This window comes from Streptococcus sp. HMSC061D10 (assembly GCF_001808865.1).
In the GTDB taxonomy this organism is placed as follows: Bacteria; Bacillota; Bacilli; order Lactobacillales; family Streptococcaceae; genus Streptococcus.
In genome coordinates this window covers 162,977-185,858 of sequence record NZ_KV795009.1, presented here as the reverse complement: position 1 = coordinate 185,858, position 22,882 = coordinate 162,977, and the positions used below count along the sequence as shown (strand labels likewise).

Annotated in this window: 25 protein-coding genes; 2 read left to right on the top strand and 23 right to left on the bottom strand. The window is 33.3% G+C overall.

Annotation, left to right across the window (positions count from 1 at the left end; translation table 11 throughout):
• Window positions 1–233: 233 nt before the first annotated feature.
• The 22 genes from HMPREF2728_RS04580 to HMPREF2728_RS04475 all read right to left on the bottom strand — a co-directional run bounded on the left by HMPREF2728_RS04580 (window position 234) and on the right by HMPREF2728_RS04475 (window position 20,036).
• A complete protein-coding gene (locus tag HMPREF2728_RS04580; protein WP_075227230.1) occupies window positions 234–1,367 on the bottom strand; it encodes a site-specific integrase in 1,134 nt (377 codons plus the stop codon).
• A gap of 37 nt (window positions 1,368–1,404) precedes the next feature.
• Window positions 1,405–1,740: a DUF771 domain-containing protein gene (locus tag HMPREF2728_RS04575; RefSeq protein ID WP_075227186.1), complete on the bottom strand. Its 336-nt coding sequence runs from the start codon at window positions 1,738–1,740 to the stop codon at window positions 1,405–1,407.
• A 60-nt stretch (window positions 1,741–1,800) separates the two neighbouring features.
• On the bottom strand, window positions 1,801–2,046 hold the full coding sequence (locus HMPREF2728_RS04570; RefSeq protein WP_001127469.1) for a DUF4160 domain-containing protein: 246 nt from the start codon (window positions 2,044–2,046) through the stop codon (window positions 1,801–1,803).
• Window positions 2,039–2,290: a hypothetical protein gene (locus HMPREF2728_RS04565; RefSeq protein ID WP_075227185.1), complete on the bottom strand. Its 252-nt coding sequence runs from the start codon at window positions 2,288–2,290 to the stop codon at window positions 2,039–2,041. Before HMPREF2728_RS04565 ends, HMPREF2728_RS04570 begins: the two co-directional genes overlap by 8 nt.
• 49 nt (window positions 2,291–2,339) lie before the next feature.
• A complete protein-coding gene (locus HMPREF2728_RS04560; RefSeq protein ID WP_075227184.1) occupies window positions 2,340–2,657 on the bottom strand; it encodes a hypothetical protein in 318 nt (105 codons plus the stop codon).
• Window positions 2,658–2,720: 63 nt separating this feature from the next.
• Entirely contained in the window at window positions 2,721–3,593 is an 873-nt protein-coding gene (locus tag HMPREF2728_RS04555) for an LPXTG cell wall anchor domain-containing protein (protein WP_075227183.1), read from the bottom strand.
• Window positions 3,594–3,608: 15 nt separating this feature from the next.
• A complete protein-coding gene (locus tag HMPREF2728_RS04550) occupies window positions 3,609–4,703 on the bottom strand; it encodes a phage tail tip lysozyme (RefSeq protein ID WP_075227229.1) in 1,095 nt (364 codons plus the stop codon).
• On the bottom strand, window positions 4,703–6,769 hold the full coding sequence (locus HMPREF2728_RS04545; protein WP_075227182.1) for a hypothetical protein: 2,067 nt from the start codon (window positions 6,767–6,769) through the stop codon (window positions 4,703–4,705). The genes HMPREF2728_RS04550 and HMPREF2728_RS04545 overlap by 1 nt, the downstream gene beginning before the upstream one ends.
• A gap of 9 nt (window positions 6,770–6,778) precedes the next feature.
• Window positions 6,779–9,286: an ATP-binding protein gene (locus tag HMPREF2728_RS04540; protein ID WP_075227181.1), complete on the bottom strand. Its 2,508-nt coding sequence runs from the start codon at window positions 9,284–9,286 to the stop codon at window positions 6,779–6,781.
• Window positions 9,270–9,662 carry a TcpE family conjugal transfer membrane protein gene (locus HMPREF2728_RS04535; protein WP_001250567.1) on the bottom strand — a complete coding sequence of 131 codons (393 nt, stop codon included), beginning with the start codon at window positions 9,660–9,662 and terminating at the stop codon, window positions 9,270–9,272. The genes HMPREF2728_RS04540 and HMPREF2728_RS04535 overlap by 17 nt, the downstream gene beginning before the upstream one ends.
• Window positions 9,663–9,671: 9 nt before the next feature.
• Window positions 9,672–9,890 (bottom strand): TcpD family membrane protein, encoded by a 219-nt coding sequence (locus tag HMPREF2728_RS04530; RefSeq protein WP_001173290.1) that lies wholly within the window; start codon window positions 9,888–9,890, stop codon window positions 9,672–9,674.
• Window positions 9,891–9,895: 5 nt separating this feature from the next.
• The gene (locus HMPREF2728_RS04525; protein ID WP_398578142.1) at window positions 9,896–10,816 is read right to left on the bottom strand and encodes a conjugal transfer protein; all 921 of its coding nucleotides are present in this window, start codon (window positions 10,814–10,816) and stop codon (window positions 9,896–9,898) included.
• Window positions 10,817–10,824: 8 nt separating this feature from the next.
• A complete protein-coding gene (locus HMPREF2728_RS04520; protein WP_075227179.1) occupies window positions 10,825–11,298 on the bottom strand; it encodes a hypothetical protein in 474 nt (157 codons plus the stop codon).
• On the bottom strand, window positions 11,295–11,762 hold the full coding sequence (locus tag HMPREF2728_RS04515; protein ID WP_075227178.1) for an antirestriction protein ArdA: 468 nt from the start codon (window positions 11,760–11,762) through the stop codon (window positions 11,295–11,297). Before HMPREF2728_RS04515 ends, HMPREF2728_RS04520 begins: the two co-directional genes overlap by 4 nt.
• 22 nt (window positions 11,763–11,784) lie before the next feature.
• Complete coding sequence (locus HMPREF2728_RS04510; protein ID WP_075227177.1) at window positions 11,785–12,153, bottom strand: hypothetical protein; 369 nt, start codon at window positions 12,151–12,153, stop codon at window positions 11,785–11,787.
• Window positions 12,154–12,212: 59 nt separating this feature from the next.
• On the bottom strand, window positions 12,213–12,485 hold the full coding sequence (locus HMPREF2728_RS04505) for a hypothetical protein (RefSeq protein ID WP_001152052.1): 273 nt from the start codon (window positions 12,483–12,485) through the stop codon (window positions 12,213–12,215).
• Window positions 12,486–12,566: 81 nt separating this feature from the next.
• Window positions 12,567–12,887, bottom strand: coding sequence for a hypothetical protein (locus HMPREF2728_RS04500; RefSeq protein WP_075227176.1), 321 nt, complete (start codon window positions 12,885–12,887; stop codon window positions 12,567–12,569).
• On the bottom strand, window positions 12,884–14,113 hold the full coding sequence (locus HMPREF2728_RS04495; protein WP_075227175.1) for a replication initiation factor domain-containing protein: 1,230 nt from the start codon (window positions 14,111–14,113) through the stop codon (window positions 12,884–12,886). The genes HMPREF2728_RS04500 and HMPREF2728_RS04495 overlap by 4 nt, the downstream gene beginning before the upstream one ends.
• A 277-nt stretch (window positions 14,114–14,390) precedes the next feature.
• Window positions 14,391–16,142: an FtsK/SpoIIIE domain-containing protein gene (locus HMPREF2728_RS04490; RefSeq protein ID WP_075227174.1), complete on the bottom strand. Its 1,752-nt coding sequence runs from the start codon at window positions 16,140–16,142 to the stop codon at window positions 14,391–14,393.
• A gap of 19 nt (window positions 16,143–16,161) precedes the next feature.
• Window positions 16,162–16,620: a hypothetical protein gene (locus HMPREF2728_RS04485; RefSeq protein ID WP_075227173.1), complete on the bottom strand. Its 459-nt coding sequence runs from the start codon at window positions 16,618–16,620 to the stop codon at window positions 16,162–16,164.
• Complete coding sequence (locus HMPREF2728_RS04480; protein WP_075227172.1) at window positions 16,620–16,922, bottom strand: hypothetical protein; 303 nt, start codon at window positions 16,920–16,922, stop codon at window positions 16,620–16,622. Before HMPREF2728_RS04480 ends, HMPREF2728_RS04485 begins: the two co-directional genes overlap by 1 nt.
• A gap of 87 nt (window positions 16,923–17,009) precedes the next feature.
• Window positions 17,010–20,036 carry an SspB-related isopeptide-forming adhesin gene (locus HMPREF2728_RS04475; RefSeq protein ID WP_075227171.1) on the bottom strand — a complete coding sequence of 1,009 codons (3,027 nt, stop codon included), beginning with the start codon at window positions 20,034–20,036 and terminating at the stop codon, window positions 17,010–17,012.
• A 907-nt stretch (window positions 20,037–20,943) separates the two neighbouring features.
• Between HMPREF2728_RS04475 and HMPREF2728_RS04470 the strand changes: the two genes are divergently transcribed.
• Together HMPREF2728_RS04470 and HMPREF2728_RS04465 are read left to right on the top strand one after the other, a co-directional pair.
• Complete coding sequence (locus HMPREF2728_RS04470; RefSeq protein ID WP_075227170.1) at window positions 20,944–21,279, top strand: helix-turn-helix domain-containing protein; 336 nt, start codon at window positions 20,944–20,946, stop codon at window positions 21,277–21,279.
• 2 nt (window positions 21,280–21,281) lie between these two features.
• A complete protein-coding gene (locus HMPREF2728_RS04465) occupies window positions 21,282–21,707 on the top strand; it encodes an ImmA/IrrE family metallo-endopeptidase (protein ID WP_049504169.1) in 426 nt (141 codons plus the stop codon).
• Window positions 21,708–21,889: 182 nt separating this feature from the next.
• Here the strand turns inward: HMPREF2728_RS04465 and cbpJ are convergent, their stop codons facing one another.
• Window positions 21,890–22,882, bottom strand: coding sequence for a choline-binding protein CbpJ (cbpJ, locus tag HMPREF2728_RS04460; RefSeq protein ID WP_075227169.1), 993 nt, complete (start codon window positions 22,880–22,882; stop codon window positions 21,890–21,892).

Sequence of the window (22,882 nt, the reverse complement as noted above, 5' to 3'; positions counted from 1 at the left end):
TTCCCTTTTTGGTCAAAATTTGGTCAAAAAAATTAAAAATGCTAAATTATTTTTAAAAATAAACTTGTAATTATTGCCTTTAAATAAACATTTTGAATTTTCTTTGTCTTTCTTTACATTACTAAAAATGCCGATTGCAGGGATAAGAAAACATCTCAGAAATACTGTATTATCAATACTTTTGATACACTTGGTCAAATTTTGGTCAATGAATTTGCTTTTATTTTTCTTCTTTAATCGACCAATAACTGCCTAACTGTATCATACTCTTTATCGATCACTTCTTTCAAAACATGACCATATGTTCTAATAATTTGCTGAATATCTTTATGTCCCATCAGCTTTGCTACTATCCATATATCCACCCCCTTTGCAAGTAGAAATGAACCGTAGGTATGTCTACCTGAAGTTGCTGACATTTCTTGACTACCAATTCCAAGTTCTGATAAACAAACTCTTAAATATTTATTAAGACCTGCATTTGTTGGGATTCTATATCTTCTATCATAAAAAACTAAATCTTCTTTATTCAAATCTTCACGATCATAAAGAACTTTAGACTGTTCTGCTTTTAAATCTTCTAGAACTTGTAATAATTTTTCATCAACAGGAATCTCTCTAACAGAAGTTTTCGTCTTTGGAGGAGTAAATTCTTGTCGATCTCCTGAAAATCTTCTATATGTTTTAATGGTCTTGTTTTCAAAATCAATGTCAGACCAGCATACTGCCATACCTTCTCCAACTCTAAATCCAGTCTTAAATAAAAAGTATAATAGATAAGCCATCACCGATTCTCGATAATTAAATTTTGACCGTAGATGAGATAACAAACTTTTATAGTCAGAAATACTATGGAGATATTTATCATCAATATCTTTACCAGACAGACCAAATATTTTTACACCCTCAGTAAAATCATTCAAAACTAGACCATTTCTCTTGCTAAAATTGACTACTGTTCGAATATCAGCATTTAATCGACTTACATGATCTTTAGTTACTTGTTCACCATATTCATTCAATTTAGACTGATATTCTTTATGACTAATTTGAACTGCAGGTATGTCTAAAAAGATTTTCTCCATCATCTTTCCTCTATAAGAATAGCCTTCTTTTGTCGATTTTGCCTTTTCTGATGGAAGAATCACTAGATCATACCAATCCTGCCACAACTCATACAGTGTAGCCTTACTATCAAACCTCGCTGTATAATTTGATTGAAATAACTTACGCTCCTTTTCTTGAGCTTCATTCATTGCTTCTCGTTTAGTTCTAAAACCCGAATTTGTCGCAATAACATTACCTTGCTTATCAAAGATACGGTAATCCCAAAGTTTGTTTTTTCCACGCTGTCTGTAACTTGCCACACTAACTCCTTTCTGAATGGCAGCCATCACCATTCTATTATAACATCAATAATATTTTTTTATAATTTTTATCAAAATATTCCCTTGTTTTTCTTGCTAAAAATCTATAAGGTGTCCCCTTACTTTTCGGATACAAGACAAATCCTTCCTTATTTTGCTCAATATCTAATTCATTTTTGATTGTTGGATTCAATAATATATCATTGACCAATTTTGTTTTACTAATAGACAATAATTCCTCAACCTTATCAATAGTCCACCATTGACCAATTTCTTCTTTCTGTATTAAATCTAGATACTCGGAACGACTGATCAAAACCATATTAGAAGGAATTGGAACTTCAATATTAAATACTTGTTTCGACTCTTTCATTTACTACTCCTTAAACAACAGCAAAAAAAAACAAGCCATTTCTGGCTTGAATTTATTTTCTTAATACGCACTTTTTTGATATTCATCCCATAAAGCTTGAAGATCATCTGCATTTTCTAAAACATACTGCCTTACAATCTTCATATCTTTTGATTTCAATCTACCATCTCGAAGCTCTCCAGTCAAAAACATTGAACCTACTTCCTCACCGTGGATATAGATATGAATATGTGCCTTCTGACCTTTATGATTATGCTCATTCGGACGAATCTCAATACCATACTTCAAAAAAGAATACTTAGGCATGTAACAACCCCACGTAGTCCTTCCACGTTTCAAGGTAGTTATCACGATTCAATTCAATTTGTTTTTGAGCAAACCGAATATCATAATCAGCCAAGTCCAAGTTCTCTAAGACTTCACCTGTAAGAATATTAAAAGTTCCAATCAATTCTTCATCATCATACATACGTAAGATAGGGTTATTAGGATTTTTAAAAATATCTTCTTTTGTGACTTCTAGATTTGTAACACCAAATTCTTTAATCATGATTCCTTCTCCTTTCACTTTCTTTTATTATATCACATTTTCAATTATTTTATAATTGTTCTAACAACTTCTCTATATCAGGAAAATAAGTATAAGCTACTCCTCTACTAAAATCAAAAGAGTGGCCTTCCTCAATTGATACAGATACACTAGCATAATTTTTTCTTGGTAATTTTTTATCAGCATGACTCCCTTCATAATCATAAACAACTTTAACAAACTTCGCATTTTTTATAACTTCAACTATCATAGTTTCAATACCATGATCAGTTACAGAGTCAGCAATAAACTCTATAGATTCTTGATTTTCACCTAACCTACTAGCTAACTTCACAGCATAGATTTTTAATAATTCTACTTGATCCATTTTAACTCCTTAAACCAACAAAAAAAACAAGGCAAGCTTTACCCTGCCTTGGCTAATTTTGTGCTACTTTACTTTTCTTTTTCCCAAAAATGTTGCAATCAAACCAACAAATCCCCAAATAGTTGCAAAAATTGTGCTAGCTGTTCCAGTATTTGGAAGAACTTTTAGTTCTCCTTCCTTATCTTTCAAAGCAATTGTACCATCTTTCTGTTTGACTGCTCCCACTTCATAAGGCTCTTTTTCTATATAATTGCCTTCACTTTCTTCTACAACTACTTTGCCTTTATTAGTGCCTACAATCTTATATCCTGTATTTGTTTCGATAGGTTTTTCCTTAATTTCTTCTTTAGTCACATTCAAGGGTTTAGGTTCTTCTTTTTCTTTTACTCCAACATTATCCTCTGCCTTTTGTTTTTGTTCCTTCACTTCTGGAGTATCTTCTTTATTTGGTTTCGTATTTTCTTCTCCCTCTTTTGATTTATCCAAAGTTGAATCAGAAGATTTTTGATCTCCTTGTTTATCATCACCCACATTTTCAACAGGCTTTTCTTCTTTAGATTTATTGGTAGAAGGACTTGTTGGCTCCACAACTACTCCTGTATGATCGTGTTCCTGATTCTTATTAGTATCTTTTCCAAGTTCTTCAGATGGTTTATCTTCTTTTGGTTGTTCTGTTGGCATTATCGGCTCTACAACTACTCCTGTACTATCCTTGTCCTCTTTTTTATCCACACTTCCACCCAAATCTAGATTTTCATTTACTGTTGGCGCTGTAGACTCCTTAGGAGCTTCTGCAGGTTTTTCTGAAACTACTAAACCTGAATTATCATTTGGAGTTGAACTATTTCCACCCAAATTAATTTCATCTGCTAAAATTCCATTTGCGACTGAACTCAATACAGCCACTGACAACAATGTTACAAATTTTTTATTCATATTTTTCCTCTTTTCTTATTTACCAATTACATATAAAAAGTTTTTTGCTTGGTCAGCAGTAAAGACACGATAATCAGTAATTCCTGTTCCTTGCATCGGTTGAATCACATTACATTCAGAAATCAATATCGAACCATCATCTTTAATATCCTCGACAAAGGCAACATGACCATAGGTTGCATGACTACCTGCTTGTCCTCCTTGAAACGAAACAGCAGAATGTTTAGTCGGTGTATTTGTCACCTCATATCCATCCTTGTGTGCCCAATCCTGACCATTTCCCATATACGGATCAAAGTTTATTCCAAATTCTTTTGCACGATTGAAAACATACCAAGTACATTGACCATAAGGATAAGATTGAGTGATATAGTCAGCTTGATTTATTTCCTTATCAATCGAAAATCCACTAGGTAATTCAGTCGAAACCTGACCAAATGGAACATCTACGCTACCTGCTATTGCACTGCTACTTGATGAGCCGTCTGATTCAATCGTACCTTTAAAGACTTCATACCACTTCTTACTGTCCTTTTTTAGCTTCTCTAGTTTTGTTTGTCCGTCTGATAACAATACACCTTCATAATGTTCAGACCAATACTTGGCACTTTCAAAAGGATCAGTTGCCTTTTGCATATAATCTTTGACTTTTTTATAGCCATGATTTAATTCATAGCTCATTAGTTCCAGCTCTACTGTACTATCCAAAGTACGAGAACTTGCATTTCTCCATCTATCACCATTGATAGTATTATCCCAACCTGACCATTGGAAATATCCAGCAACTCCACCTGAAGGATTCGTTAGTTTAGGATCAAATCCACTTTCTCTTTCAGCATTTGCAAGAGAACCACTAGCACCCTCTAAAGTAAATTTCTCTTTAGATAGTTGCCAGTTAAGAATCTTAATGACATCTTCTGCACGTTCCACCGAGATATTCGCTTTTTGAGCTACTTCTTGTGCTGTTAAACGTGTTCTCTTTCCAGTCGTACTATCAGATGAACTCCCTGAAGACACACCTACAAATCCAATCATCAGAATCAAGATTAGAAATAAGGGTAGAATTGTCGCAATAATAGAACCAAAAATTTTTGCGTATTTTTTAGCTATCACTTCCTACCCCTCTTTCTTTCAATATTTACATTTGGAAGTTCTACTTTTTTATCTCTTCCCTTTTTCTTTAAACTACTAATCTTACCTCCTTTCATTTTTTTACTTTTCGGAGAATTAATCTTTGATTTTTGAGGTGAAACTTTATTCAAAGGATTCACTTGATTCATTCTCTTGTCTACCTTGGCTTGAAATTCTGCTTTCTTTCTGGCCAAACGTTTTTCTCTCAAACGTTTCACCTCATTACGAGAACTGTTTTTTATTTTCTCATGATAATCTGCCTTTGTTCCAAAAGATTTTCTTTTTGAATTTAAGTCTATAAACTTATTCGATTCTTGATTTCTAAACGCATTTGTACGCACTTCATAAAGGAAAGACATCGCTCTATTTCCTTTTTCTTTCAGAGCATTAACCGTACCTGTTGTTCTATGTTTGACAGTCGCATAACCATCTCTAACTCTACTATAAGTTTCATTTTCGTTAGTATCAAATACCTGTTCTTTAGTCAATCCTTGTTTTTTATCCAGGTTATTAGTTGGCGAGCTTAAATTTTTAAGACGAGGTTGTAGACTTTCTTTCCCCATCTTCAAACCACCTTTTGCAAACTGACCACTAACTACTAATCCGTCTTTACCTGTCCTATACAATTTCTCTCGAATCTTTTTAGTTCCTTTATTCAGATTAAGTCCATTCATTCGACTAACAGGCAAACGCCCAATTCGTGAGAACATAGATAAAATCATTGCTCTATTCTTAATCATTAAAACTAACAATATCGCTTTAACAAAAATAACAACCAATACATTCTCACCAACTGCATAGCCAATAAAATCTGTCAAAGAATTATAGAAGAATACAAACAATGTTGTAGCTAATAATGTTACAGATGATAAAATCAACATAGATATAGCTTTTTTATTAAATCCATGAATCAAATGTTCCATCTTTGGAAATAGACTGATCAATAAAATAAATGGCAGTATCAAAATTAAAAAGATATAAACCATTAAAAAGAAAAATCGTGATAAACCTAAAACAAGATAAACACTACCAACTACAATTACATCAACCAGTGAAGCAAAAGCATAGCTAAACTTTGCACCCCACTCATTTTTCAACATCTTATTTTCAGGATCTTTGTCTTTTGCAATATCCTTGATTTTTTTCTCACCGACAAGATGATCTCCATCACCCTGCTTATATCCAGCTAAATCTTCAAATTCCTTATCAGATAATTGAAATGAGCCATCTTCCTTTATTGGAGAGTTCATATACTTATAAGCCTTGATGATAGTATCATTAAAATAAGCATCAATCTCATTGGAACTTTCTGAAGTCAGAGTTTTTGTTATCTCACCATTAAGCGTAATTGTTGTTGTTCTGAATCCATCATATAAGTGAGTCAATAAATATTTATTTTGACCGTCCACATTGAATCTTATAAAATATAAACCAATTAGAGTATAGATCAGTACCATTTTAATAAATGACTTCATCACACTACCCTTACCAGTCGCAAACAAATACAATAGATAAACTGCCATACTAGCACCAACAACATAAACAACTTCTTTACTGAATAGAGAAGAAAATACTTTACTAGAATTGTCTATTGTATTATTCAATAAAGAAGTTATATCACTCATTCCATCAACTGCACCATAAATACCAGCAATAATCCAAAAGATAAATTTTGATACCCAAAATACAGCTTGCACAATCGAATTGAAGAAATAATTCATATTTGAATCAAATCCAAAAAATTTCTTATCAAAATAAACCTTACTAGTCAAATCAGACATTTTGGACTTATAATTTTCAAAAGTCAATTTGCTTGATTCTTCTTCTTTTTTCTTTAAGGCTTCTTGTGTTTCTTTTGCCTTTTTGGCATTATCCAGTATTTTTTTTGCATTTTCAGCAGGATCGGTTAATTTGGGAGTATTTGTATTTTTATCAAACTCAATAATATTAAAATTGTTATTAGGTAAAATTGGCTCAGTAGCATTAGCTACAAAAGGAAAGAAAAATATAGACAAAATAAATCCTAATAAAATATTCCTTCTCATTTTTCCCCCTTACTGTACTGATACTAAACTAGATTCAACTGTTTCAAATAATGGTAAAAACTCAGGGAAAATTGTACCATCTACTGTAATACGTTCTTTTCGTCCGAAAGTATCGTAATAGATACATTGACCCATTGTTTGATTTTCTAACCACGCTCTTGATAATTCATCATTTTCAACTCGTAAATGTTCCAGTATTGCTTCTGTTTCTGTATGTTCAGGGAAAGCAAAGACTGTACCAAATCCAGTTGTATCATCACTTGTTTTCAAGTCTTTTACAGATTGAGTCACCAATACCAAGAAATTGTTAAAGGAACGTCCTGTACGTTTGATACGGTTAACTACTTGTCGTCCAGCAGGAGTTGACATAATCTGCCATGCTTCATCAAGGAATAACATTGTTTCCTTATCTTTCTCACGTTCACCAAAAATCGCACAGAAATAAGTTAAAGCATACATAACGGTCAAACTTCTCAACTGAGTTTCAGTCATTTCATCTTTATTTGTACCTTTAGGCATATCAAGACCTGTAATTTCAACAATAATCACTTTATCATCTGTTTTCAAAACTTCTTGACTACCATCAGAGAAGCACAAAGATAGCAGTGAATTCTTTGAAATTCTCTTCAGGAAATAGCCAGCAGTAGCAACTTCTTCTTTTGCATTGCTTTCCAATTCAGCAAATACCTGCAACATACCAACCTTTTCACCAGCATTTCTACGCTCAAATACCTTATCAATCGCATCTAACAGATAGGGTTGAATCTTGATATAAGAATTTTTATCCAATACAGAAGCTACAAGTACTGTTGCTAATTCTGTCAACTCTCCTTCATCTTCTAAAAATGAAAATGGATCAAGAACCCCTCTATTTTCCTCTTTTCGCATATCCAAAGTAATAAAACGAATAGAGCGTATAAATTTTTGAAGTGGTTTATAGGTGCCAGCTTTTTCTAACTTAGCTAAAACTGATAAAAACTGTTTCTTCATTTCAGCTTTGGGATCGACATATAATACTCTGGCTTTAAATAGAGCATGAAAAACAAATAATAACTTTGTCAGGAAAGATTTTCCATTCCCAGTCGCACCAGTAATAGCTGTATGAGGATTGCTTGTTTCCTTTCCATGAATACCAATTTTATTCGCTTGTAGTAAGTTCGTAAAGACAATATTGGTACTTAAATCCAAAGCACGTTTAAAGTCTCCAAACCATGAAGCAATTTCTTTATCAATTCGAGCAATAGGAAAGCCAATATCCGTACCTACTTTTTTCTTTGTAAAGAAAAGATTTTCACATAGTCCACGCAGACTTGAATATTGTAAATAGCTTTCTCTTTTATTATCAATCAACTCTGTTAAACGACACTTATAGAATAAATACACTTGATCTGCAACAGCCTTGACAATTTCAACTTCCAAATCTTTCAATCTTGAAGCTAATACATCATACTTCACATTCAATTCTTCAATACTGTCACCAGTAATCTGTAACAAGTGAAGATACGTTACCATCAATTCCTTATTATCATGCTTCTCTTGAAAATCTTCTAACAACTCATGACTTTCCAAAACTTCAATCTTTTGAACATCATCATTCTCAGCAGTTTCATTTACTGTATTCCCAAGATTTTTGCGTTTATTTCTTGCTTTTGTACTCAAAGAATAGATTCCACTTCTTGTTGAAAAACGAACTTTCAACACACTATTGACAGGAAAACCAATATTCTTAATTTCCTCTAGTAAATGTAAATAAGAAACGTTTTTGGGATAAGCATATACAGGAATTGTTGCAACATAACTTTCTTCTTCACCATTGATCAACTTCAAAGCATTTCCAGCACCAACTTCAATAATTGTTTCGTCTACATTCTCAATCGAATTTTCAAGCGCAACAATTTCACTTTCCTTATCATAGTATTGACCATTCAAAAAATGAATTCGATTCAATAGCTCTAAATCAGTTTTTTCAACTTCCTTAATAGTTAAAGCATGTAACTTTGTTTGAATCAATTCTTTCTGTTTTTCCCAATCTTTCCACCATTCAACTTTCGGCAACTCTTCAAAGCCAATCATTTTCATAATTGTTTTTCGGAAAGTCATAATCGTCTGCTTTATCGTCACCTTAAAATCAGACGACACATTGACCGACTTTAAAGGTACAACTAAATAATCTCTTGATTCTGTTAAATATGTAACTTCTTCCTCTAGCCTTTCTTCTAGTTTTGAAATCACATAATTTCCTAATGGACTTGTACCAACATCTTGCTCAATATCCTGAGATAGTAAAGCGATCTTCTTTGCTAAATCTAAATCAAAGTTAATAGTATGAATCGCAAGATCATTGTATTCAGCAATACTAGACAAATTATTGAATACTAGGTCTTTGCTGTCCTCTTTCTCACCATCTTCAATCGTATTGATGACTTGTGGCTCTACTTCAAATACAGCCAGCACACTTCCATCTTTTAAGAGAATCAAGCTATCATCTATCGCCCAAATGTTATTCGTTAATTCCACGATAAATTCTTCTCACTTTCTCATATTTTTTTCCTTTACAGAGATACATTGTTGTCCGTTCTCTATCATACTCAACCCAAAACTTGAAATAGTCCACTAGAAATCGAAACAATGTTTTTCCATCAATCTTATTCTCAGATAATATGTTTCCACACCACCAACCAGCAAACAATGAAGCTACAAAACGAAAACCCCAATCCAATAAGGGTACATACCCTAGTAAGAACCATACTAAAACAAAACTTACTAGAGTATAGACTATGGTCGACATTTTTATCGCAAATGGTAAACTAAAATCCTCATTTATCTTATGCACCCAAATAGGTTGTTTAAAAGCAGTAGTGTAAACATAGAGTTTTTTATCTTCCCTCCTCATAACATTTTCCTACTTGAATAATTCAAGGGCTTTAGACCAAATAGGCTTCGTAGCATTTAACACTGTCTCAGGATTTTCAAAAAAGAAAAGAATGAATCCTGCAACCAAAACAATCACAAAAAGTTTTCCTAACTGCTGCTCCTTCCATGCTTTAAGAGCCTTCATACCAGCAAAAAATGCGACTGCTGGAACACCAAGTTTTGATACTAAAAATTGAAACAATGCCATTTATTCTATTCTCCTTTTTCTTCCTTTTTATTAAAATCAGATGGAATTGTGTGTTCCATCTTTTCTACAAAATAACTATCTTTATCTTGTCGTAACTCAAAACTAAAATTTTCGCTATGAGTTGTCCCAGCAACATCAAGAGTAATTTGAGCATAAGCAAGTATTTTCCCATCTTTTTCCTTGAAATAGGTATAATCCAAACTCTTGAATGTTGCCCCACCAATAGACTTAATTCCACTAGAAATCAAATCTAAGTTTGCTTGACTAGTCGTATAATTTTTAAAGAACAATTCCATGAAAGATACCAACTTTTTACGTTTTCCTTCTTCCATTTCATCATTCGCAACTAGAGATACATGATTCTCTTTTTCTACCCCATCAGCTTTAAAATCACTTACAGGAGAAAACCAAGGCAATCCAGATACATAGTACTTACCATTTTTTTCACCGTAAGGAATCGAAAATTCAATCCCTACTCGCTGGCTTTTATCTCCATTTTTTGTATCATAGATCACACGGTAAACAGCAATTCCATCTTTAGCACTTAACATTCGAGCACTAACAAGATTCATTTCCTGTTTTGTCTGACCTTGATTTTTTACATCAGGAACACTTCCATAATAGTCATTCAGTTTGGAAATATTTTCATCAGATGATCCAGCTTGTGAATCATAAGAAAAATATCTACTTACATAGCCATCTAAAAACTGTTCCAAGGTTCGATCTGTTTCTTTTCTTGCTTCTACGACAGGAGATTCAGAAAGTCTTGCTTTCATTTTTGCAGTAGTCGATAAAGAAACAAACATAGAAAAAGCTCCGAATAAGACAAAAAAAGATAAGCCAGTTAAAAAAATCAGATTCGATTTTTTCTGGCTTATTTTTTTAATCTTTAACTGTTTGTCTTTTCGTGGCTTCTTTAAAAACATATTCCTCATTAAAAAGAAACCTTTCTATAATATCCATTAGGAGTATTCAAAACTTCTCCTTGGTTAATAAATCCTTGAAATACTGTCACCCAATTTCCACACTTAAAAAAATAATCAATAACCGATTTATAATCTAACTCTTTCGTCAATTCAAAAATTGTATCAACTTCATCTTTAGAACAAAATCTATAATAAGTCGTTGCAATTTTTGTCACAGGAATATAACGCTGTAATTGAAATTTGACAATGTATTCATCACCATCATATAATTCCAACACTGCTTTTTTCAGCAAGTAAACCTCATCTAAAGACATAATCTTATCTACTTGCCAATCAGAAATCCCACAAATAAAAAAGTTATCTTTTTCAATACCTCTTTCTTTCATTCTTTCTAGGATTTGATCTCGACTGTACTTCATAATATCCAATTCACAAAGAAATTCAAAATTACCTTCGTTCAGAACCCTTATATTCGCTATCATCTTGATACAAAGTAACCTTTATCGACAAAGCTACCACCTTCTTCTAAACGAACATCACGACCAAATTTTTCATAGTCTAAATAAAGAAGCAACTTTTCCTTAGATAGTTCTACACCAAGTTCCTCAACAAGATATTGACCTAAATCTCTATCAGTTGCAACTTCAGGATATAAATAACAATCATCAAAATCATAACTATCTAAGTATGATGGATCAGAAGATTCTGTTTCAATAACCGATAAAACAATATCTTCATCTACATCTTCAATATTTTCAGCAATACTATTCGCTAAATCTAAAGTTAAATCTTCACAATTCAAAGTAGGCAAACCTTCAATCGAATCAATTGTAACCTCAATTTCTTGACCTTCATAGCCAAAGCGTTCAGCTACTTCTTCACTAGAGCATGGAAGCAAAACTCGTCTTGCGATTCCTTTATAAATAACTAAAGCCATTAAATCCATTTTTATTTCCCTCCTTTACTTTCTACTGCAACAAAAACCAACTATCGTCCTCATGACCTAAATAGGTATATGATTCACTCAAACGATTGATGATTTCTTCTTTATGTTCTTCTACATAAGAAAATAATCGCTCTTCATTGACTAACTGCTCATATTCTTCATGGTTTATAATTTTAGCAAAATCAATCAATGCTTCCTTCGTATCAACTTCTGTAAATGAATTGATTGCTACATTATCAGGATTACAACCTTCAAATTCTTTAAACTCCACACCATCAAAACATTCATCTAATTTAGCAATAACTTTCTCAGGTAAATCCAATAAGGTTTTCCCATGCACATAGTTTTTACATACATCAGAAAAATTATCGTAAACTACTTTAACACTCATTTAACTCTCCTTTCAAAAAATAAAAAGGAAGCCATAATTGACTTCCTTCACAATTTTCATTAAATTGAAGCTGAACGCTCAAAACTACAACCAATCGCAAATGCTCGATTTGTAACTTTATTAAGTTCCTTATTCATTGCATAATAACTAGACAGGTCTTTCTTGATACATTCAAGGACTTGATACGGTAGTTGCAATTCTTCTTCATTTTTAAGAAGTGCACTCAATTCACCAGCCATAGTCCATGCTTGCTTAAATTCTTGATCCTTCAGTTTTTTTGCAAGTTCATTCGACAAATCAATAATTTGTTTATCTTTTCCAGCTAAAGCCATTTTTTATACCTCTTTCTTTTCATTTTTATCTTTTACATTTTCTAATTAGACAGGCTGGAGAACGTTTCTTAACTTCCATATTCACATCCACCCCTCTAAATGAAATCGTTGAATCAAATTCAAACATTCATTTTCCATTTCTTCTTTGCTCCTTCTCAACAATCCAAACCATAATAGTTTTCGTTTCACATCAACTTGATTTGCCAAATATGATTCGTATTCAGTAATCAATCGTTTCAATTCAATCCAATCATTCCTTTTTTTAGTTTGATGATATTTCTGAGATTGAAACTCAATATAAGCTTGATACTCTCTTGCTACCTTACTATCTGTCAAACCATCATAAAAATTTCTTGCAGGAATCAAATATACAATTTTTTCAATGTCTTTATATTCAATCATTCTATCCTCCCTAACTGATTTTGAAGAAACTCTAATTCTTTTCGCTGTCTAGGTGTAAGTTCTCCTGAATCCATTATCTTTTTCATATTCTCTTGCATGAACATTCGATCAATCTCAGACACAAATAATAATGAATTAGAAACCCTTTCTACCAACCATCTAATCGTCCTTTCCACTGAATAAGGTTCAGGGTTAACTGTTAGTCTGACTGCTTCATGATTTCCAAAAAGTTGTTGCCACTTGCTGTCATACTTTCTAAAACCATGTTCATCAGTACCATCATAGATTTGTATTGCTCCTTGAAAAATTGACCTCGTTAATTCTGCAATCTCACTACCAGCTAGTACTTCTGAAACAAACGCTCTAGCTTTTCCTTGCGAAAAACGAACTTCGTAGCGATTCCATATCCTAAACAGTCTGACACTAGCTGATACGCTAATTCCTTCTTTCTTTGCTATCTCGTATCTCTTTTCATAAAAGTTAAAATACATTTCAGATTGACGACTACCAAGATAGATCGATAATCCTTGCCTATTTTCTGATTCAAATGGATTTTCAAAATCAAATCCTCCACCACCGACAAATGAAAAACTCTTCAAATAAGGAGATACAATCTCTTGTTGATAGTATCTAGTCACTAGTGTTGACAAATCAAAATTCTCCTTCGTATCCTCCATTGCCATTTCATCAACTGCAATATCTATTCGAGTTACACTAAAATCACCTCCATAACACTTCTGAAACCTTTTTATAAAGTCAGTCCACGTTAGGTTACTATTTTCAAGATACATTTCTAATTGACGACAGCCTTGACCACTTAATTGAACCGTAATCCTATTTTTATCCTCTCCATTTTCACTGAATGAGGAATTAAATCCGAAAAACCAAATATCACCATAACGATACAACAGTTCATATTTCATAAATGAAGTTGTTTCAGGTCGAAGCATAACATCAAATCCGAAAAATTCTTTTGCCACAAAGTATATATCTGTTTCATTGTGAAGCGTAAATCTGAAATAGTCAATCATGTATCTTGTTAGATTAGTATCACCGTTTTTTAAACTGAACTGATTTTTTATTTCTATGAAATCTTCCTTTTTCAATGTTCTATACCCATTTTCATAGGCTTTTAGGGTAGAAACAGGGATACCAGTCTTTAATGACAATTCTTTCCTTGTCATATTTCGTTCTTTTCTAAATTTTTTTAAGTTTTTTCCTTCCATTTCTCCTTCAAAACTCCATTTTTTACCAAAAGGGACACAAAAAAGCACTAAAGGGACACACCTCTATCCCTTGTCGCTGTAAGTGTAAAGTCCATTTTGTAACTTTTGTTACCCACCTATTAGAATAGGTGGGTTAATTAGTATAGTCCAGCCCTCTAGTGAGCGCTAGTGAGCGCAGGCGCTCGTTGCTTCGCTTCCTCGCTTCTGCTACTAGCTACTAGAGAGCTGGACTACACCAACTACATATAAACAAAGAAAAGGGGGATATCCCCTCTTCTCATAGTTCGTATTCATCAAATGGAAAATCTTCCAAAATATCAGACCATTTTTGAGTTCTTGTCTTTTTCAACTCAAACAAATCTCTAACCAAAAGAACCTGAGCCTGATTCATCACAATTATTCCATCTTCCCTCATAATCGTAATTTTTCCTAGTTCTTCTAACTTCTTCAGTAAATTTTGAACAGAGGAGAAACTAACCCCAATATCCATAGATACATCACTTGCTTTAACAAGATCCTTTTCATCTTTCTTTATTTCTTTCTTACTAGCCATCAACTCTTGCACCATTTCAGAACTAGCTTTTTTAACTTGTCCTTTTTGCAATTCTTCTTTAGCCTGCATTTCTTCCTGTAATACTTGTTTTTCTTCTTCAGACAATCCAACACTAGGATTCTCTAAAGGATTGAAAGGATTCTCTCGTCTATCTATCTTTTCATATTCATCATAAAATGATAATTTTCTTTCAAGTAATGGTGAATAAAATTCTCTTGCTACTTCTCCATAAACACAAGCATAACCACGACCATAAACACGCTTACCAGCAAGATATTTCACATACTTAAATTCCTTATTCCTATTGACTTCCCCAAAGGCTAGGTCATAACCTACCTCGTCCAATCGACCAACAGAAATACGGAAGTTAATATTCGCTTGCAGTTTAGAGCCTAAGTCTTCTCTCGAAGGTTTCTGCATCGCTATTACTCCAAAACAACCAGCTTGTCTTCCTAAAAGTAAGAATTGCCCCATAGCATTGTCTAAACGCTGTCTTGTTTGAAAATCAAGCATGGCACACAAGGCATTATACTCATCACAAACTAAGAAATATGGCTCTAAGCCATACTCATAAAACTTCTTCAAATCCTTATCACCATGTTCTGCACGTTCCTTGCGCATATAAGAATAACGTGCAAACATAATTTCTACTGCTCTTTCTATCATAGAAACTATATCTTCTGCTTCATAAGAGATACGACTTTCAAAAGCTCTTTGTTCTGCCATAGTTACAAAGTCAGCTTGCTTGGGATCACCTATATCCACTACACCAACTTTAGCCATTGCACGAATCAATGTTCTCAATAATACTGTTTTACCACCACCAGTACCACCAACAACCAATAAATGAGGATCATCAACAGGATTCCAATAAAGATTCTTCATCAATTGAATACCCTTATCCGAATAGTTAACATCAGTCACCTTGATCCGATTCAAAAAAGCAGAATAGGCAAGTTTATAAGTCTTAAACTTAATATCGTCCTGAACTTCCATAAAGTCCATGAAAAAGGTTGTTTCAAGTTCACTAGCAATCTTTTTAAACTTTTCCTGAAACTTGTTTCCAGCCATTTTAAAGGCTACATCTAAATCATAACGATTCTGCTTCAAATAGACAGTAGGAAACACAATCTTATCAACGGTACCTGAATCTCTTTTCACCTTTTTTGTATAAGAGTATCCATTTTCTTTCAAAAAGAAAGCCAGTTTAGATAGTCTTTCCAACTTTTGAAATAGGAATATTCTTTCTTGCGAAAACCATGTTAAATAGATACTTAAAACAACAAATACAATCAATAGGATCACAGAATTAACAATTGATAATCTATCTAAATTCTTGATTTTTTCAAAATTTTGATACACATAGAATCCAAGTACAGGACTAAATATCAAAAAGAAAAAAGAAAAGATAAAGTATCTAAGATTCACCATGTAAGGCTTAATCTTAATTCCCCTATATGCAGGAAATAAACCCATATCTTTTCTCCTTTAGCAATTATCCTTTATGTTCTTGTTTCTGTTCTTGCTTTTGATCCTGTTTAGGTTTGACAGCAGTTTTTTTTAGCTTATCAACTACAAATACGAATCGGTGTTTATTAGGTTCAACTTGATTTCGATCAGCCTTACGCATACCGTGATATGCGATCAACAACGTATCAAAATCAATAGTTTCTTGATATCCAAGATTCAAAGCATCAATTTCTTCTGCTGATTGTTCAGTTACTTTCAAGAATACAGTGTCTTCTTGTCCTTCTGAATATACTAAAACCTCAACACCATCATAATCACCTTCTCCTGTTTCAAGATCAATATTTACAAACTGTGCCCCTTCATTCTTAATAAATTTACAATTCCCCAAAACTTCCTTTGGATTTAACAACAAGTCATTCAAAATACGATATTTTTTTGAAAAAATTTCTACACGATTTCCAAGTTCTAGTCCGTTTTTAGCCATTATTTATTACCTCCTACACGTTTAAGTCCTTTAGCCAATACATTTGTTGAAGCAGAGAAATTCGATCCTTCAACATAATCTTCTAGGAAAATTGGATCAATAGGTTCAACTTCCTCATTTACTTGATATGTAGCCATATCTTTTGGAGTGATAATCGAGAACATACCATGTTTCCCATTCATCACAATATGTCGAGTCCCCTCAAAAGGCTTACCTTCAATAATTGCTGGTGCTTTTTCAGAGCGTACATAGTTAGCTTTCCCAATAGCTTCAGGATTGAATTTAAAGTTTTCAATTTTCATTTCTTATTTTCCTTTTCTATTTACATTTTTAAACAAAATAAAAGGACGATAATCCTGTTCTATTATCGCCCAACAACACAATCTTCACTAATCTTTTTTACGTTTAAGACCAGCTAGACCAAGAACAGATAAAATAGCAGTACCTATCAATCCAAGAGAACTTGCATCAGTACCTGTATTTGGCAACTCTTTAAATTCTACAGATTGTTCTTGTTTAACAGATTCAACTGCCTTGGAAGGTTCAACTGTTTTAGATGGCTCAGTCGGTTTAACTGGATTAGGTAATTTAGGTAATTCAGGAGAATTAGGAGAATTAGGAACTTCAGGAGTATGAGTCACTACTTTAGCTTCCATCTCTTGACCATTGACAATATTGACAAATGTATTTTCAACTTTCCCACTTGCGATACGCTCAACTTCGATATAGAAATCAGCATCAAACGTACCTTGTACTCCTAGAGAGTTTAGGAACTCTTTATCAATAGTGTAAGCCCACTTACCGTCTTTTTCATTCCATGTTACTTTAACAATCTTCTTGATAAAGTCAGAGTTTGTACTTTGATCAAATTCAAATTTAAAAGCATAAGCAGAACCTTTCACAATCTGATCTCCTGCCTTAACCACTTTACCGTCAGCCAAGACGACATCATAAGAAAGAACTAAGTCTTTTTCAGCAAGGTATTCTGAACCACGAATGATTCCTGACCAATTGCCAGTATAACGATCATGACTAACATCTAACTTATCAATGCCATCATACTGATAAAGAGTATCATGTTTTGCTGGAACAGTTACACCGTCCAAAAGATAGCGTAAATATTCCCCAATTTGAATTTCTTGACCGTCACGAACTTTAGAATTATCTTTGTGATCCAAAGCATGTTTTTCAGGTTTTAAGTCAGGGGTTTGAACTGTCACCAAGTTAGAAACAAAGCCATTACCAAAGTCAATTTGGTGGAAATCGTTCTTCACAATTTGACCTTTTTCTACCAACAAATGAGCAGGAAGATCAATCGTGATATTCTTAGCCTGTCTTACATAATTCTTATAGAATGAAGCCGAGTCTTTCGCTACAAACATATAGAACTCACCTTTTGGATTCAAGCCTGCCTCTTTCAAAATGTTTTGAATTTCCTGTGTACGTTCTTTTTCGGAAAGAACATGATACATATTAAAAAGATCCTTAACATCTTTACCAGTAGAATCCTTCATGGTGATTTTGTTATCATCTACCATGTAAGCACCATCTTGAACATCATCTGCCATAGCCCATGTTTTACCATGAGTTTTAGAATCAGCAGTAAATGTTGAATATGGTTTGTAATCCGTTGTCAAACTGAATTTCACATTTTTATCAAATGTATTTGCTCCATCAATATTGTTTCCAAAGTTATCAGTAATAGCCTTTACAGGTTTTGGAGTGGAAGGAGTTACACGTAAACGTCTATATTTAATTTTTACAGTTGGGGCATCAGGTTTATTTGGTAAATCTTTTGGTTTTCTCAAAACAAGCTTTATTTCTTTAGTATCCTTTTTCTTCCACTCAGGTTCAACTGGTGGCTTAGAAAGGATAGTCACAGGCACTGTTGAACTTGCCTTACCAAAGATACCAACAGCCCACCCATCTTGATAGAAAATATCTTCATCTGTCAGATTACTTCCTGCCGAACCAAGCTGTCTTTTAACTTCGGCTCGTTTGGATTCAATTTCTTCTTCACCATGAACACCTACTCCATTGTGATAAGCAAAATTCAACTTAGAACCATATCCAACAGAAAGAAGCGAACCTAGAGGAATATCTGATTCATCCCCTACGTTAGCATATCCAAGATCACCTGCTTTTACTCCCAATTCAGGGACATCATGAGTCCATGGGGTTTTATATTCGCCTTTATAATATTCCTTATTATCACGGTTTACTTTCTTAACTTCTGAACCATTTGGATTTAAACCAATTCCTTCTGAACCATCTTGATAGGTAAAGCGTAATTCTTGTCCATAATCAATATCATTAAAAGTAGCAGCGATAGCCATCCCAACTTCTTTTCCCGTCTTTTCATCAAAAAAGTCAATTTTTGTGTCAAATTGAACTAGATTCCCAAACAAGAAGTTGATTGAACCACTACCATTGTCTTTTCTAATAAAGATCTTTGTAGCACTTAATGGCTTGCCATCCTTAACCCACTCAGCTTCCGCACTATTGAAAGTAAATCGAGCAGATATTTTCTGACCTTCTTTACTTTCAGCAACATTATGGAGCGTGAATGAATCACCTGTTTTTGGATTCACAATTTCAGCAAAAACATCATCATTTTTTGAGAGCAAGTCTGTACGACTTCCACTAATAGTTGTGTCTGAATGTAGTCCAATATAATCTTTAACAGCAGTTAAACCTTCTACTCCTTCAAATGAAACAGTTAGGCTTCTGTAATAACCCACACTGCCACGTTTGCTTTCATCATAATTGCCATAAACTTTAATATGAGTATTTTCAGCCTTCAATCCTTTCTTAGCAAGTTCTTCTTTTTGCTTGTTGTAAGCAGCCAGTTCCTTATTGTAGTTTTCTAGCTTCTTGTCATACTGCTCTTTTAGTTCCGTATTTTCCTTGTCAACCTTCTTATTATAATCTTCTTGAGCTTTCAGGCTTTCTTTGTAGTCATCTTTTTTCTTTGCATTATCACGTTCGATACTCTCGTTTTCAGCTAAAACTGCTCGACGTTCAGCTTCGTTATTTGTTTTAGCTTTCTTATATTCATCCGTTTTCTGTTTGACTTCTGATTCATGTTTTGCATAGTCAGCTTCAATTTCTTTCTGCTTACTTACGACTGTTTCGCTTGTTGCAACTCCTTCATCCTGAACATCATCAATTTCAACATTTACCCCAGCTTCTTTAGCTTCAGTCATAGCTTTATCAAGCGATTCATGAGAAATTACAACTTCAAATTCTGCTTTCTTTTCTACAGCTACAGGGGTATTCACATTTACCTCATCAGCAGTTACAGTTGAAGAGAAAGCCATTCCCAACATTGCAAGTGCAAGGATAACTCCACAAGCACCACCAGATTTCATCTTACGAATAGAACCGTAAGCCTTAAATTCTTGAATTTTCAACATTTATTATTAATTCTCCTTTTATTGATATTTTTATTTTTTAATCTCGTCACTTTCAAGAAGGGGAACGAGATCGCTTAGTTACTACAATCATTTTTTCTCCTTTTCTACAAATAAAAAAGCCAGTTCCCCAACTGACTTTAAAAATAATAATTCATTTTTGTATTCTATCTTTTGAAATATCTATTCATTGATTCTTCAAAACTATATTATCTTGCACACAAATTTTGAATAACTCTTTATCACCTCATTTCCTATTGTTAATTCACATAAAAGAATACAAGTATATTCTCTTGTGAAAACTAACAATAACACTTATTGTTAATTTTCTAATCTTTAAAGACTTTTATCCAAAGTCTTTAAAGATTCCTAGTTATTTATATGCTCATATCTTCACATATTTTCAGCTTCTAAGCCTACTACCTTCGCCAAAGTCACGAATTTAAGAATTACTCAATACCCCCTCTTTCTTACCTAAAGGCATTAGCAAAAGTTAATTACTCAACTCCCACATACCGACCATACGACATATAGACTTCACTATCTCTCCCTAGCTACCTTCTACGAAGTATCATTGACTGTTTTCAGCCGTCAGTTCCCTTTACTTATCTACTAAGGCGAAAGGACTAAAAACCCAACGTGATCATATGAAATGACTAGTAGATATAAAACCTAGAGCTACTAACAGTCTTGACTTTTAACCAGAAATCACTTATAATTAAATTGCTACATTTATTAATCGTGTTTGGTCAGTGTAAATCATTGCCTGACACGTTTTTTATTAAATTTTCAAAGTTCAATCATCACAATAAAGTAATCATTTGATTACGTTGACTATTATATAATCAAATGATTACTTTGTCAATACTTTTGTAAAATAATTTTATTATTTCTTATTACGGTACTTATTATGGAATTTAAAGATAGATTAAAAGCAATTCGACTGAACAATAAACTCACTCAAAAAGAGGTCGCAAACCACTTCCAAACTTCACCTCAAAGTTATGCCCAGTGGGAGAAAGGGCTAAGAAAACCATCATCAGAAAATCTTCAGAAACTTGCAGATTTTTTCAACGTTTCAACTGACTACCTTTTAGGGAAAACTGATTTTCCTGAACCTGATTCGGATATTGATTTAGATACTGCTATTGATAATTCAGTCGCTTTCGATGGTACGCCTATCACAGATGACGACCGAGAAATCATCAAAAATTATCTGAAAGATTACTTCGCAAATAAAAAATAAGTATGAATCTAAATAAAGTTATAAAAGAAATTGAGCAATTAAACTGCCAAGTTGTCATTCTTGACAACTTATCCTGTAAGGGGAGATATGTACTTGCAAATAACAAACACTTTATTTTCCTTAGTTCCGATACAACAGATATTGAAAAAATAAATATACTTCTTCACGAAAAACACCATCTCATTAATGATGATTGTAATAACTCTTTATCTCAGATCGAGACTTTTAAAAATCATATTGAGTCTGATACTGAAAAAAGAAGAATCCTTGATTTTATGAGTTTAGTAAATAGTGAATACCCAATTGATGAGAGTTTTAATTATCAAAACTATATTTCGAACGCAGAAATTCCAGCAAAATATGAAAACTATGTTAAAGAAATAGCTAGACAATTTTATAATGATAATAAAAAAAATAACATTATCTAATGATAGTGTTATTTTTTGGCTCTATAATATTTATAAGAATTTAATCCATCACATAAATTATACAATTTTTCAAACACATATAAAAACTTCCTTAAAATTATTTTGAATTACAAAAGAGAGAATCAATCTGACTCTCTCTTTTACTATGTTAAGTATCAACTACAGTTTACCATTAGCCTTCATTACTTAACCCATTCACCGTTATAGTTTACGTAATAACCACCCACTGTGGTATTAACAGCTAAAGCACCTGAACCATAGGCATAGTACCATTTACCATTGACTTGGAACCAGCCTGTCTTCATATCTCCATTACTTGCATTGAGGTAGTACCAAGTTGAACCATCTTTCACCCAACCGGTAGACATTGCACCTGATGAACGAAGGTAGTACCAACTGTTACCAACATAAGCCCAACCTGTCTTCATATCACCATTTTGAGCATCTAGATAATACCAAGTTGAACCATCTTTCACCCAACCAGTTGCCATAGCACCTGATGAACGGAGATAGTACCAGTTATTACCTAGATATTGCCATCCTGTTTGCATTGCAGCAGTTGTTGGATCTAGGTAGTACCAAGCTGAACCATCATTTATCCAACCTGCACGTGTTTCACCACCAATATAGTTTTCTCCATTAATTTCAGTTTTAGCTAGATAATACCAATTAGACTGATCATAAAGCCAACCTGTCTCTAAAGAATGATTCTGATTAAAGTAATAGTTCGTGTAATAACGCTTCTCTTCCTTATCTTCTGAATCTTTACGTTTTTCCCCGTACTCTTTTCCAACGCTGTCTTTTGTTTTAATCTCTAATGCTTTCCAGCCAACATATTCTTGGAGAGTTCCATCTTGTCCAAAATAGTACCACTTGTGTTGAAGGCCAATTTCATTAATTGGTTGGTTATTAAATAAATCATCACGATAACCTGTCCCAGGAATTTCTAAGTATTGCCATCCAACTACCATTTCTCCTTTATTACCAAAATAGTAAGCTTTACCGTCTATTTTATGCCAATAGATTGCTTTATGGTCATCTTTTATATAATATTTTCTATTATCCTTATCAACAAATTGGCCACCTGTGGTATCCGCAAATACTGTATTTGTAGCTAGCAAACCAAAGAAAATTGCTGTTAGTCCAACTTGCATAGTTTTTTTCAAAAGTTTCAT